This is a genomic window from Pedococcus bigeumensis, assembly GCF_006438965.1.
Taxonomy (GTDB): Bacteria; Actinomycetota; Actinomycetes; order Actinomycetales; family Dermatophilaceae; genus Pedococcus; species Pedococcus bigeumensis_A.
Genome location: NZ_RCZM01000003.1, coordinates 298,019 through 311,464, shown reverse-complemented (window position 1 = coordinate 311,464; position 13,446 = coordinate 298,019). Strand labels below are relative to the sequence as shown.

Sequence of the window (13,446 nt, the reverse complement as noted above, 5' to 3'; positions counted from 1 at the left end):
TCGCAAAGGCAGAGCAGCATGGGCGGCACGGACAAGAAGGGGATGGAGAACCAGAAGGTTCGCTCCATCGCCGAACAGCTGTCTCGGGTGCAGGGGGAGCTGACCGACGCCACTGCCAACGCCGAGAAGGCCGTGCGCCAGCTCCGCTGGGTGTGGGAGGGCGACGACGCCAGCACCTTCTTCAACGCCTGGCCGACGACCCGGCACAGCCTGGACCTCAGCACCGGAGGGGTGGACGAGCTCGCCAAGAAGCTGCGCGACGAGATCGGCGAGCAGGAGCTCGCCTCGGGAGTCACCGGACCCGGCGGCGGTGGGGATGGTGACGGGGGCGGCGACAGTGACGGTGACGGCACCCCCGACGCCGACGACAAGGACGACGACAACGACGGCACGCCGGACGACAAGGACAAGGACAAGGACGACGACAACGACAAGGTCCCCGACGACCGCGACGACGACCCCGAGGACGACGACGACCAGGACGACGACGGGGTCGACGACGAGGACGAGGACGGCCAGCACCGTGACGGTGAGGGTGTCTGGGACAAGGGCGGCTTCGACAAGCCCGAGCTGAACGTCGGCATGACGGTCGCCGACGGTGAGAAGCAGCTCTGGGACAAGGAGTTCATCGGCGGGACCTGGGGTGACGAGGACGGCAACCACCTCTCTGGGGAGCTGCTGGGCACCGAGGGCAAGGCCGACTACGAGGTCGGCATCTCCAAGGAGGGCCTGGTCGCGTCGGGCGGCGTCATGGCGGGTGCCTACGTCGCCAAGGTGAGCGGTTCCTACTCCAACAGCCACGGCACCCAGGTCGAGGGCACCGCCTACGCCGGCGCCGAGGCCAACGCCGACGCCGGCGTCAAGCTCGGGCTCGACGGGGCCAAGGCCAACGTCGGCGGCGAGGTGTTCGTGGGCGGCAAGGGCGAGGCCTCGGTCAGCCAGGACCTCGGTCCGGTCGACGTCGGGGTCGGCGGCGAGATCTCCTACGGCATCGGAGCCCACGCCGAGGCAGACGCCGAGATCAGCAGCGACAACATCGGCGTCTCGGTCGACGTCGGGGCCACCCTCGGCATCGGCGGCGGCATCAAGTTCGACATCGGGTTCGACCCGCCCTGGTAGACCACGTCGTCGCCGGTCCGGGTCCCTGACCCTCGCTGACTACCCTGAGCACAGTCGTTCGACCAGCCATGAAAGGGCACCATGAGCACCCTCAGCTTCCCCTCCGATCGCTTCCCCGCGCCTCCCGCGGTGAGCATCGACGTGCCCGACACCTGGGAACCGGTGTCCGCACCGGCCGTGGCCCTCGCTGCCAAGCAGACGGAGGCCAACGCCGACTTCACCCCCAACGTCATCGTCCGGTTGGGGACCCGGCCCGAGAACGACCAGCCGGCGGATGCCCTGATGGAGCTGCGCGGCTCGGTTGACTCCCGACCCCAGGCCGAGGTCGGTCAGGTGCACCCGGTCCAGATCAACGACCAGGAGTTCCATCGCGTCGATGTCTCGTGGGTCGACCCCCAGTTCGGCACCATCCGACAGATCCACGCGTTCGCCAGCCTGCCGCGCGAGGACTCGCTGCAGGACTTCGTGCACGTCACCGGGTCGGCCGGTGGCGCCGGTGTCGACGTCGACGTGCCCGTCGTGGAGCAGGTCATCGCCTCCACCCGCATCACCCGCTGAGCTCCCGGCGCTGCGACGTGCAGTGCGGTATGCCGTCGCCGTGCCTCGCGCACCCACCGCACCCACCGCTGGGGTGACTGCACGTCGTTGCGCCGCCACGCGGCATACGAAAGGGGCACCCGACCACGTGGTCAGGTGCCCCGTTCGGTTGCGCTAGGTGATCAGCGCTCTTCGGTGCCGGCGATGAAGGCCTCGAGCTTGGTGCGGCCCTCGGTGTCCTCGCGCTGCACGGGCGGGGACTTCATCAGGTAGGACGAGGCGCTGATCAGCGCGCCGCCGATGCCGCGGTCCTTGGCGATCTTGGCCGCCCGGATGGCGTCGATGATGATGCCGGCGGAGTTGGGCGAGTCCCAGACCTCGAGCTTGTACTCGAGGTTCAGCGGCACGTCGCCGAACGCGCGACCCTCGAGGCGCACGTAGGCCCACTTGCGGTCGTCGAGCCACGCGACGTAGTCGGACGGGCCGATGTGCACGTTGCGGCTGTCGGTCAGGCCGGCCAGGGCGCCGGTCAGGTTGGACGTGACGGCCTGGGTCTTGGAGACCTTCTTGGACTCGAGGCGCTCGCGCTCGAGCATGTTCTTGAAGTCCATGTTGCCGCCGACGTTGAGCTGGTAGGTGCGGTCCAGCGTGACGCCACGGTCTTCGAACAGCTTGGCCATCACGCGATGGGTGATGGTCGCGCCGACCTGGCTCTTGATGTCGTCACCGATGACCGGGACGCCGGCAGCCTCGAACTTCGCGGCCCACTCGGGGTCGGACGCGATGAACACGGGGAGGGCGTTGACGAAGGCCACACCGGCGTCGATCGCGCACTGGGCGTAGAACTTGTCGGCGACCTCGGAGCCCACCGGGAGGTAGGAGACGAGCACGTCGGCCTTGGTGTCCTTGAGGACCTGGACGATGTCCACGGGCTCGGCGTCGGACTGCTCGATGGTCTGGGCGTAGTACTTGCCGATGCCGTCGTAGGTGTGACCGCGCTGCACGGTGACGCCGGTGGGCGGCACGTCGGCGATGCGGATGGTGTTGTTCTCGGAGTTGCCGATGGCCTCGGAGAGGTCGAAGCCGACCTTCTTGGCATCCACGTCGAAGGCGGCGACGAACTCGACGTCCTTGACGTGGTACTCACCGAACTTGACGTGCATGAGCCCGGGGACGTTGCCGGCCGGGTCGGCGTCCTTGTAGTACTCGACACCCTGGACCAGCGAGCTGGCGCAGTTGCCGACGCCAACGATGGCGACGCGAACGGATCCCATGGGATGACTCCTCTTACTTTTCGGGGGTGGTGGTCGTGGTGCTGTGGGACTGCTGTGCTGGCGAAGACGGTCGTGCAGGCGCAGCGGTATGCCGCGTGGTTGCCCGGGCGGGGACGTTCCGCTCGGCGGTGATGAGCTCGTTGAGCCAGCGGACCTCACGCTCGGCGGAGTCCAGGCCGTGCCGCTCGAGGGCGGCCGTGTAGGTGTCGAAGCGCTCGCGGTTCTTGGCCGAGCTGGTGCGGATGGTGTCCAGCCGCTCCTCGAGCCGGCTGCGGCGTCCCTCGAGGATGCGCAGCCGGACCTCGGCCTCGGTGCGGGCGAAGAACGCGAAGTGGACGTCGAAGGTGTCGTCCTCCCACGCGGTCGGCCCGGCCTCCTTGACCAGCTCCTGGAAGTGCTCCTTGCCGTCCGCGCTGAGCTCGTACACGATGCGGGCGCGCTTGGAACCAGAGGTGGCCGCCGCGTGCTGGGTGCCGACGGCCTGGGCGATCAGGCCCCGGTCGAGCAGTTCCCGCAGGCAGGGGTAGAGCGTGCCGTAGGACAGGGCACGGAAGACGCCGAGCGCAGCGTTGAGGCGCTTGCGCAGCTCGTAGCCATGCATGGGGCTCTCGTGGAGCAGCCCCAGGACGGCGAACTCGAGCAGTTCGGATCGACGGCTCATGCGGGTTCGCACCTCCCTTCGCAATCGGCACACGGACTCGTCCGTGGTGGTCTTCGTGGGTGGTCCCCGAGTGTTCGACGACGGCAGCAGCGTACACCAGATATATCGGGCCGATATATCCGTGCGCCATGACGTCGACGGTGGGACTCGCCCCGCGCCGGGGACCGCGAATGCACGTTTCACATGGTCAGCAGTCATACTGAGCGTCACTTGACAGCGCGCGGGCGCGGCCTGGGAGCCGCATGCTGCGCCAGTTGTATGCCGATCTGGAAGGTTCCATGAGCACCTCACGTCCGAAGACGCGCGCCCAGGCCAAGGAGGGTCAGGCTCGCCGTGCCAAGGCGGCCAAGCCCGAGGGTGGCGCCGGCAAGCGGTGGGCCAAGCGGCTCGGTATCGCGGCCCTGGCGGGCTTCCTGCTGGTGGTGATCGCCTTCTTCATCGCCTACGCGACGATCGACGCCCCCAAGCCCAACGACCTGGCCTCGGCGCAGGCCTCGATCATCTACTACGCCGACGGCAAGACCGAGATCGACCGGATCAGTGAGGTCAACCGCGAGTCGGTGCTCCTCAAGCAGGTGCCCAAGCCGGTGCAGGAAGCACACCTGGCCGCGGAGGACCGCAACTTCTACCAGAACTCCGGCATCAGCCCCTCCGGCATCCTGCGGGGCGCCTGGACGACGTTGCGCGGCGGCACCGCCCAGAGCGGGTCGACGATCACCCAGCAGTACGTCAAGAACTACTTCCTGACGCAGGACCAGACGCTGTCGCGCAAGGGCAAGGAGATCATCATCTCCATCAAGATCGCCAAGCAGCAGTCGAAGGACCAGATCCTCGAGAACTACCTCAACACGATCTACTACGGCCGCGGCGCGTTCGGTATCCAGACGGCGTCGAAGGCCTACTTCAACAAGGACGTCTCCAAGCTGACCCCCTCCGAGGGTGCCCTGCTGGCCTCCGTCGTCAAGGGGCCGTCGTTCTTCGATCCCGGTCTCGGTGCGTCGCAGAAGGCCAACGCCGAGGCCCGCTGGAAGTACGTCATGGACGGCATGGTCACCGAGGGGTGGCTGACCCCGGCGGAGCGTTCCGCGGCGCAGTTCCCGAGCAAGTCGCTGGTGAAGTACCAGCCCAACCGCAACACCTCCGGACCCAACGGGTTCATCACCGACGCGGTCAAGCGTGAGCTGAAGGCCAAGCTCAAGCTCACCGACCAGGACATCGACAAGGGTGGCTACCGCATCGTCACCACGATCGACCAGCGGGCCCAGAAGGCCGCGGTGGCTGCCGTCAAGGACCGGATGCCCACGGGCAAGGGGACCTCGACGCTGCGGGTCGGCCTGACCTCGATCAAGCCGGGCGACGGCGCAGTGGTCGCGATGTATGGCGGTGCTGACTACCAGAAGGAACAGTTCAACACCGCCACCCAGGCCACGATGCAGGCCGGGTCGACCTTCAAGGTCTTCGCGCTCCTGGCGGCGTTGTCGCAGGACAAGCCGATCAGCACCAAGACCAAGTTCGACGGTCGGAGTCCCCAGTACTTCAAGGAGTTCGAGGACAAGGGGGCCGCCAGCGACTTCCTGCGCCGTGGTGGCGTCCGCAACTTCGGGCCGGGCTCCGGCGAGCAGTTCGGCAACATCGACCTGCGCACCGCGACCGGGCACTCGGTGAACACCGTCTACGCCCAGCTCAACATCAAGGTCGGGCCCAAGGCGACCCGCGACGCGGCCGTCACGGCCGGTCTGCCCTCCAAGGGCCTGGGCACCAACTACGCCAACGTGCTCGGCACCTCGCACGTGACGGTGACCAACATGGCGAACGCGTACGCGACCATCGCGTCGCAGGGCACCCGCGTGGCGCCGTACTTCATCCGCACCGTCAAGGGCGGCCCCGGCGACCTGGACTACAAGGCCAAGCCGAACAAGAAGGCAGCCTTCGACAAGGAGGTCACGGCCGACACCGTCGACGCCATGCAGCAGGTCGTCAAGAACGGCACCGCCGAGTACGCGCAGATCCTCGGTCGTCCGGTCGCGGGCAAGACCGGAACCACGACCGACAACAAGGCCGCGTGGTTCAACGGCTTCACTCCCCAGCTGGCCACCGCGGTGGGCATCTACAGCACCGGCAAGAACGGTGCCGAGCTGTCGATGGACAACGTGAACGGTGTCGGCGAGCTGACCGGTGCGACCGTTCCGCTGCACATCTGGACCGACTTCATGGAGGTCGCGCTCAAGGGCCAGAAGATCGTCGACTTCCCGAAGCGCGCCGGCCTCGGCGACGACAACGTCTACACCCCACCCCCGCCGCCGCCCAGCAGCACGAGCACGACGACCACCACTACGACCACGACGCCGCCGACCACGACGACGACGACCCCGACGCAGACCAAGACCAACGGAACCGGCAAGCCCACCCTGCCGACCCCGCCGCCCACGAGCGGGACAGTCACCTTGCTCGGTGACCGACCGCGAGGCACCACCGCCGCGCCGTGACGCGACTGACCGACCGAACGCGGCAGGACGTGCTGCCCGGGGGTGCGCTGGCTGTCGCCGGCGGGCCCCTGGGGCGGCACGCCTCCATCCGGGCGATGTCCTGGGTGGCGACCGTCGTGCCGCTGCTGGTCGCCACGGCCGCGACGATGGCGCTGTCCGTCGCGGAGCGCGCCCACTGCATCCAGAAGGGGTGGACCGGCTCCGACCAGTTCTGGCACGCCTGCTTCTCCGACCTCCCCGCGCTCTACCAGCTCGGCAACCTCGACAACGGGCTGGCGTCCTACGTCGGCGGTGAGGGAGCGCGGGCCGACCATCCGGTGCTCACCGGTGCCGTGATGGCCTGGGTCGGTGGTCTGGTGCCCGACGGCTCCTTCCTCGACCAGACCCGCTGGTACTTCGCCCTGTGGGCCCTGGTCGCGACGGCCCTCGCGGTGGCGATCGTCTACCTCACTGCCGCCTCGCTACCGCTGCACTCGACCAACGCCGCGCAGTTCGCCCTGAGTCCGGTCCTGCTGCTCACCGCGATGCTGTCGCCCGACATCTTCGGGGTGGCCCTCGTCAGTGCCGGCATCTGGGCCTGGAGCCGGCGCCGACCTGCCCTGGCCGGGGCGCTGCTGGGACTGGCGGTCACCGCCCGCACCTACCCGCTGCTGATCCTCCTGGCGCTCGTCGTCCTCGGGCTGCGCACCGGCCGCCTCGGTGCGGTCGGCCGGACCCTCGCGGCCGCCGCCGGCGCCGTGGCAGTGGTCCTGCTGCCGTTCCTGGTGGCGAACCCGGGCGCCATCCTGCGGTCCTACCAGGTGTGGTGGGACAGCGCCGCCGGCCTCGGCTCGCCGTGGATGATCCCGCAGCTGGTCGGCCACCCCCTGCCGAACGGAGCCACCACGCTGCTCACCGCGGCCGGGCTCATCGTCGCGGTGCTCATGGGTGCGGTCTTCGCGCTGAGCACCCGCCGTCGCCCCACCCTGGCCGAGGTCGCCCTGGTCCTGGTCGCGGTCGCCCTCGTGACCGGCAAGGCCTTTCCCGTGCAGGCCTCGCTCTGGCTGCTCCCGCTGGTGGCGTTGTGCGGCCTGCGCTGGCGCGACCACCTGTGGTGGGCGGGCGCCGAGGCGCTGCACTTCGTCGCGGTGTGGATCTACGTCGGGGGCCTGTCCAAGCCCGACCGTGGCCTGCCGCCGGGCTGGTATGCCGTGTTCCTCACCCTGCGCCTGATCGCGGTCGGCTACCTCGTCTGGCGGGTCTGGCACACCGCCGCCCAGCGCGCCGAGGCCCCCGCGCCGGAAGACGAGCCGGAGACCGAGGGGACTGGTCCGCTTGGTCCTCCGAGTCTGAAGGATCATCCGGGTCAGGGCACGGAGGATCCTTCAGACTCGGGTGTCGACGACGACTCGGACGCGGTCGTCGACGAGCTCGCCGGCGACTTCACCGACGCCCCGGACCACCTGCTGGTCCGTCTCGCCTGATCGCATCCAAGGGCCTGTGGACAACGATTCGGCGTTGTCCGTGCGGCCCGGTACTCTTTGTCAGGTTCCCCCGCGGCATACCTCGACGGTGTGCTCGAGGGGGATCGCACTGCAACCCTCCTGTCACGGAAACGCCGTGACCGCTACAGACCAAAGGAGGCGGGTTATCAGCATGCGTCAGTACGAACTCATGGTCATCCTCGACCCCGAGCTCGACGACCGGACCGTCGCGCCCTCGCTCGACAAGTTCCTCACCGTCGTCACCAAGGACAAGGGCACCGTCGACAACATCGACATCTGGGGCCGTCGTCGTTTGGCGTTCGAGATCAAGAAGAAGGCCGAAGGCATCTACGCCGTCGTCAACTTCACCGCAGAGCCGGCTACGGCCAAGGAGCTGGACCGTCAGCTCAGCCTGAACGAGTCGGTCATGCGGACCAAGCTCCTGCGCCCCGGCGCCTGAGCCACACCGATCCACATCTGAACCACCAGATCCACCAGACCTGACCAACGAACAGGGGACATGCTCCATGGCTGGCGACACCGTCATCACCGTCATCGGCAACATCACCGGCGACCCTGAGCTGCGCTTCACCCCCTCGGGTGCTGCCGTCGCGAACTTCACCGTGGCGTCCACGCCGCGGCAGTTCGACCGGCAGTCCAACGAGTGGAAGGACGGCGAAACGCTGTTCATGCGCTGCTCGGTGTGGCGCGACGCGGCGGAGAACGTCGCCGAGTCGCTCCAGCGGGGCACTCGCGTGCTCGTCACCGGTCGCCTGAAGTCTCGCTCGTACGACACCAAAGAGGGCGAGAAGCGCACCGTCATGGAGCTCGAGGTCGACGAGGTCGGCCCGTCCCTGCGCTACGCCACTGCGAAGGTCAACAAGACCCAGCGCGGCGGAGCAGGCGGCGGTGGCGGCTTCGGCGGCTCGGGTGGCGGCCAGGGTGGTCAGGGCGGCTCGCAGGAAGACCCGTGGGCAACCGGTCCGTCCGGTGGCTCCCAGGGTGGTCCGCAGGCAGCCCCGGCATCCGGCGGTCAACAGTCCGGTGGCCAGCAGGGTGGCGGGTGGGGCGGCGGAGCGCCGTCCTACGACGAGCCCCCCTTCTGATCGGTTCAGATCCTCTCGGTATGCCGGGTGGTGAGCTTCCGCAGGGAAGCCGGCCACACGGCATACCCACCGTTTGACCACGCTCGATCAACAGAGTGTGAATCACACCATCCCTGGGCGACCAGGGCTCATCCGCTGAGAATCTCGGCAGAAGGAGAGCACCACGATGGCCAAGCCCGTTGTGCGCAAGCCCAAGAAGAAGGCCAACCCGCTGAAGGCGGCGAAGGTCGAGAACATCGACTACAAGGACACTGCGCTGCTGCGCAAGTTCATCTCCGATCGCGGCAAGATCCGCGCGCGTCGGGTGACCGGTGTGTCCGTCCAGGAGCAGCGACTCATCGCCACCGCGGTCAAGAACGCCCGCGAAATGGCGCTGCTGCCCTACTCGAGCTCGTCCCGCTGAGCTCGGGCACTAGGAGGATCTGAACCATGAAGGTGATTCTGACCCACGAGGTCTCCAGCCTCGGCACCGCCGGTGACGTCGTCGACGTCAAGGACGGCTACGCCCGCAACTTCCTGTTCCGCCGTGGCCTGGCCACCGCGTGGACCAAGGGCGGGCAGAAGCAGGTCGACTCGATCAACAAGGGCCGCGAGGTCCGTGCGATCAACTCCCTCGAGGAGGCCAAGTCGATCAAGGGCAACCTCGAGAACAAGGCCGTCAAGGTGGTTGCCCACGCAGGCGCCTCCGGCCGCCTGTTCGGTGCCATCTCGACCGCCGACATCGCCGCTGCCGTCAAGGCGGCCGGTGGCCCGGAGCTCGACAAGCGCAAGATCGAGGTCACCACCCCGATCAAGTCCGTCGGCACGCACGAGGCGCTCATCCGCCTGCACCCCGAGGTGCAGGCCAAGGTGAACCTCGACGTCGTCGCAGGCTGACCCAGCACCACACCCGACGAAGGCCCGGCTCCCGCTGACATGCGGAGGCCGGGCCTTCGCCATGCCCGGGGCTTCCTGGACGTGTTGGAAGTGAAAGTTCCGGATATCCGGCAGTTTCACTTCCAACAGAGGTGGAACCCCGGGGGTTGCGGGTGCGGTTCAGCCGTTCGGGTGGAATTGGGCACGAACCGGTTACGACATCTCTCGACGGGCGCGAGGCGGTGGCCGGCCGTTCCTAGACTGCGCGGGACATTTCGCACTGTCTTTCACCCTGGGGGGAACGCACCATGAGCACGCCCGAGAACCTGTTCGAACCGCCTGTCCGTCACACCGCGCCCAGCGAGGCAGCCGTGCCCAGCGGGGCAGCCGTGCCGCAGGAGCAGCCGCGCCCGGCTGGTGGCCGCGGCCGCACTATCGCCCTGGTCGGCGGCATCCTGGCCATCGTGGCCGTGGGAGCTGGTGGCGCCGTGGTCTTCAACCAGGTCAGCGGTGGCGGCGCCCAGCCCGAGTCCGTCATGCCGGGGACGACCATCGCCTTCGCCAAGGTCGACCTCGACCCCGCGGCTGGCCAGAAGCTCGACGCGATCCGGTTCGTCCGCAGGTTCCCCGCCGCCGAGGGCAAGGTCAAGGACGACTCCGACCTGCGCGAGGTCATCATCAAGGCTCTGGAGGAGGACGGCCAGCTCAAGGGGATCGACTACGCCAAGGACATCGAGCCCTGGCTGGGCCAGCGCATCGGGGTCGGCGCCGTCCCCGGGGCGGATGGCTCGTCCAAGCCCACCGTCGTCGTCGCGCTGGCGGTCACCGACAAGGGCAAGGCGGAGGCGAGCCTGCCCAAGCTCACGGACGCGACGGGGGGCGCCTGCCAGGTCCTCGAGGCCTACGCAGTGTGCACCGACACCACGAAGAAGCTGGCCGGCGTCGTCAGTGCCACCGCGAAGGGGACCCTGGCGGACTCGACGAACTTCGCCAAGGACATGGCTGAGCTCGGCGAGGACGGCGTGGCCGCCTCCTGGTTCGACGCAGGCAAGGCCGACGGCCTGCTCGGTGGAGCGTCTGGCGGGCTCTTCGGTGCGATCCCCGGCAGCCTGATGGGTGCTAGCCCCTCGAGCACCGGCGGGGTCGGCAAGGGACGCGTCGCGGTGGCCCTGCGGTTCGACGGACCACACCTCGAGCTCGCGGGTCACACCAGCGGCGGGACCACCAGCTTCGCCGGCAAGGCGACCGCAAGCTCGATCGAGGCGCTGCCCAAGGACACCCTGGCCGCGGTGACGGTCGCCAATGCGGGCGACCAGCTCAAGGCCGGCTGGCCCGAGCTGGAGAAGGGCTTCAAGAGCATGGCGGGAGACCAGGAGTTCACCGACGGGCTTGCGCAGGCGCAGGACGCGCTGGGCATCAAGCTTCCCGACGACCTGTATGCCGCGCTCGGCAGCCAGTTCTCGGTCGCCTTCGGCGGCCTGGGTGCTGACGCGAGCGACCTGAAGGTGGCGGTTGTCAGCAACGGTGACAAGGCCGTCCTGCAGAAGCTCGCGGACTCCGCGGGTGAGCTGATGGGCTCCGTCGAGCCGTCGGGTGGGGGTGCGTTGACGCTGAAGTCGGCGGGTGACCGCACTGTCGTCTCCTTGACCGACGACTACGCCGACGAGATCGCCTCGGGCTCCGGACTGGGTGACACCGCCGGCTTCAAGGAGGCGGTCAAGGACTCCGGCAAGGCCCAGATCGTCGGCTACGTCGACATCGCCGGCCTCCTCACAGCATTCAAGGACGAGGTCCCCGCCGACGAGGCGAAGAACCTGGGTGCGTTGTCGGCGTTGGGGTTCAGCGTGACCGGCGACGGCGGGTCGTCGGACTTCTCGCTGCGGCTGACCACGAAGTAGGTCAGCGGGGACGGTCGTCCGCCCACGCGGCGGGCGGCCGAACCCCGGGGTCTTTGGTCAAGCAGGGGAGGCTGAAGCCCTGGTCGTTGCTCACCAGGTGGGGGCCACCTCTCGGGGTTGGTCAGCGCTCGTCGATCTGGACGTCGATGCTGTAGGCCGACGCCGTGTAGCAGTGGTCGCCGTACTCCACGGGTCGGCCCTCTGCGTCGAACGCGCTGCGCGTCATCGTGAGGACCGGTTCGCTCCCTCGGATCGCCAGGTGGCGACGCTCGGCGGAGGTGGGCATCCGGGCGCCGATGCGCTGGTGGGCGACGACGGGGCGGACACCTCGCTCGCGCAGCAGGGCGTACAGGCCGCGCTCCTCGAGGTCCTCCCGACTGAGGTCGTTCAGCCCCGGGGGCAACCAGTTCTGCATCACCGCCAAGGGTGTCGCGCCCGAGCTGCGCAGCCGCACCACGGAGAGGAAGACCGTGGTGGCTGGCAGGTCGAGTGCCAGCGCGACCTGCTCGTCCTCGACGAGCTCATGGGCGAGTACGCGGGTCGCGGGGTGGCCACCGTCCCTGGCCAGGTCATCCCACAGGCTGGTCAGCTCGGCCCGGCGATGCACCTTCCGCGCCGCCACTGTCGTGCCGAGCCCGCGGCGACGCAGGAGCAGTCCTTGGTCCACGAGCTCCTGGATGGCACGGCGCACGGTCGGCCGGGAGAGGCTGAGGCGTTCCCCGAGCGCGACCTCGTTCTCGAAGGGGTCTCCCGGCTGGAGCTCGCCGCTGTTGACGGCGCCGCTCAGCTGCTGGGCGAGCTGGTGGTACAGCGGCACCGGTGAGGACCGGTCGATCGTCACGGCGAGTTGTTTGGCCACGAGTGCACTGTAACCCTGTCTCGACATGTGGTGAGGACCTGCGGACGTGAGAATGTCCTGACATTTGGTTGACAGGCGGATGGCGGAAGAGCAGTGTTGGCGCCGACGGAAGGCAACGGTCCACGCATCCCGCGCGGACCGTTCTCGGCGCCTCCGGGACAACGGTAGGAACGGATGGCGGACATGCGCATTGGGCTGGTTGGGGTGGGGCGGATCGGAGCCTTCCATGCCGAGACCCTCAGGGGGCTGGATGCCGTCGAGCAGGTCGTCGTCACGGACGCCAACACGGAGCAGGCCCAGCGGGTGGCGGCCGACCAAGGCCTCGAGTTCGCTGCTGACGCGGAAGCGCTGCTGCAGTCAGGGATCGACGGACTCGTCATCGCCACCGCGACCCCCGGCCATGCCCCGCTCCTGCGCAAAGGGATCGAAGCCGGCATCGCGACCTTCTGCGAGAAGCCGGTGGCCGCGACCCTGGACGAGACGATCGAGCTGGCCCACCTCGCCACCCACACGGACGTGCCCGTCCACGTCGGGTTCCAGCGTCGTTTCGACGTCGGCTACCGAAATGCCAAGGCCGCGGTCGAGTCCGGTGAGCTGGGCTTCATCCACAGCATCCGCGCCCTCACCCACGACCAGGCGCCGCCGCACGCCGCGTACGTCCCCACCAGCGGTGGGATCTTCCGGGACTGCAACATCCACGACTTCGACATCATCCGGTTCGTCACCGGCCGCGAGGTGGCCTCGGTCTATGCCACCGGCGCCAACAAGGGAGCCCCCTTCTTCACCGAGGCGGGTGACATCGACACCGGTGCGGCGATCCTGACGCTGGACGACGGCACGCTCGTCACGGTCTCGTCCACCCGGTACAACGGCGGCGGTCACGACGTGCGCATGGAGGTGATGGGTGAGAAGGGCGCGGTGGCCGTAGGGCTCGACGACTCGCTCGCCCTGCGCTCCATGGAGGCCGGCGTCGAGTTCCCGCACGGTCCGCAGAAGTGGTCGTTCATGGAGCGGTTCCTGCCGGCCTACCGCGCCGAGCTCACGGCGTTCTTCGAGGTCGCGGCCGGCACCATCCCGAGCCCGTGCACGGTGGACGATGCGCTTCAGGCCTTCCGCACCGCTGAGGCCTGCGAGCTGTCGCGGTCCGAGCGGCGCCCGGTCGACCTCTCCGAGATCAAGGGCGGCTGA

At 68.6% G+C, this 13,446-nt stretch carries 13 protein-coding genes; 10 read left to right on the top strand and 3 right to left on the bottom strand.

Going from position 1 to position 13,446, the window contains the following annotated elements; genetic code table 11:
- Positions 1-18: 18 nt before the first annotated feature.
- Together EAH86_RS09900 and EAH86_RS09895 are read left to right on the top strand one after the other, a co-directional pair.
- On the top strand, positions 19-1,119 hold the full coding sequence (locus tag EAH86_RS09900; RefSeq protein ID WP_140739877.1) for a hypothetical protein: 1,101 nt from the start codon (positions 19-21) through the stop codon (positions 1,117-1,119).
- A gap of 81 nt (positions 1,120-1,200) precedes the next feature.
- Complete coding sequence (locus EAH86_RS09895; protein WP_140739875.1) at positions 1,201-1,677, top strand: hypothetical protein; 477 nt, start codon at positions 1,201-1,203, stop codon at positions 1,675-1,677.
- Between the two features lie 161 nt (positions 1,678-1,838).
- Here EAH86_RS09895 and EAH86_RS09890 read toward each other — a convergent pair whose 3' ends face one another.
- Both EAH86_RS09890 and EAH86_RS09885 read right to left on the bottom strand, forming a co-directional pair.
- The gene (locus tag EAH86_RS09890) at positions 1,839-2,930 is read right to left on the bottom strand and encodes an inositol-3-phosphate synthase (RefSeq protein WP_140739872.1); all 1,092 of its coding nucleotides are present in this window, start codon (positions 2,928-2,930) and stop codon (positions 1,839-1,841) included.
- A gap of 13 nt (positions 2,931-2,943) precedes the next feature.
- The gene (locus EAH86_RS09885; protein ID WP_140739869.1) at positions 2,944-3,591 is read right to left on the bottom strand and encodes a PadR family transcriptional regulator; all 648 of its coding nucleotides are present in this window, start codon (positions 3,589-3,591) and stop codon (positions 2,944-2,946) included.
- A gap of 278 nt (positions 3,592-3,869) precedes the next feature.
- Between EAH86_RS09885 and EAH86_RS09880 the strand changes: the two genes are divergently transcribed.
- The 7 genes from EAH86_RS09880 to EAH86_RS09850 all read left to right on the top strand — a co-directional run bounded on the left by EAH86_RS09880 (position 3,870) and on the right by EAH86_RS09850 (position 11,399).
- Positions 3,870-6,077 carry a transglycosylase domain-containing protein gene (locus tag EAH86_RS09880; RefSeq protein WP_161988622.1) on the top strand — a complete coding sequence of 736 codons (2,208 nt, stop codon included), beginning with the start codon at positions 3,870-3,872 and terminating at the stop codon, positions 6,075-6,077.
- Complete coding sequence (locus EAH86_RS09875) at positions 6,074-7,540, top strand: glycosyltransferase 87 family protein (protein ID WP_140739863.1); 1,467 nt, start codon at positions 6,074-6,076, stop codon at positions 7,538-7,540. The genes EAH86_RS09880 and EAH86_RS09875 overlap by 4 nt, the downstream gene beginning before the upstream one ends.
- A 172-nt stretch (positions 7,541-7,712) precedes the next feature.
- Positions 7,713-8,000, top strand: a complete 288-nt coding sequence (rpsF, locus tag EAH86_RS09870) for a 30S ribosomal protein S6 (protein WP_140739860.1) — start codon at positions 7,713-7,715, stop codon at positions 7,998-8,000.
- Between the two features lie 67 nt (positions 8,001-8,067).
- On the top strand, positions 8,068-8,646 hold the full coding sequence (locus EAH86_RS09865) for a single-stranded DNA-binding protein (RefSeq protein ID WP_140739857.1): 579 nt from the start codon (positions 8,068-8,070) through the stop codon (positions 8,644-8,646).
- 166 nt (positions 8,647-8,812) lie between these two features.
- Positions 8,813-9,049 carry a 30S ribosomal protein S18 gene (gene rpsR, locus EAH86_RS09860; protein WP_056884210.1) on the top strand — a complete coding sequence of 79 codons (237 nt, stop codon included), beginning with the start codon at positions 8,813-8,815 and terminating at the stop codon, positions 9,047-9,049.
- 26 nt (positions 9,050-9,075) lie between these two features.
- Positions 9,076-9,522, top strand: coding sequence for a 50S ribosomal protein L9 (gene rplI / locus EAH86_RS09855; RefSeq protein WP_140739853.1), 447 nt, complete (start codon positions 9,076-9,078; stop codon positions 9,520-9,522).
- A 287-nt stretch (positions 9,523-9,809) separates the two neighbouring features.
- Positions 9,810-11,399 (top strand): DUF3352 domain-containing protein, encoded by a 1,590-nt coding sequence (locus EAH86_RS09850; RefSeq protein ID WP_140739850.1) that lies wholly within the window; start codon positions 9,810-9,812, stop codon positions 11,397-11,399.
- 121 nt (positions 11,400-11,520) lie between these two features.
- Here EAH86_RS09850 and EAH86_RS09845 read toward each other — a convergent pair whose 3' ends face one another.
- Complete coding sequence (locus tag EAH86_RS09845) at positions 11,521-12,285, bottom strand: GntR family transcriptional regulator (protein WP_140739847.1); 765 nt, start codon at positions 12,283-12,285, stop codon at positions 11,521-11,523.
- A 156-nt stretch (positions 12,286-12,441) separates the two neighbouring features.
- On the opposite strand from EAH86_RS09845, the gene EAH86_RS09840 reads away from it, so the two are divergent.
- On the top strand, positions 12,442-13,446 hold the full coding sequence (locus EAH86_RS09840) for a Gfo/Idh/MocA family protein (RefSeq protein WP_140739844.1): 1,005 nt from the start codon (positions 12,442-12,444) through the stop codon (positions 13,444-13,446).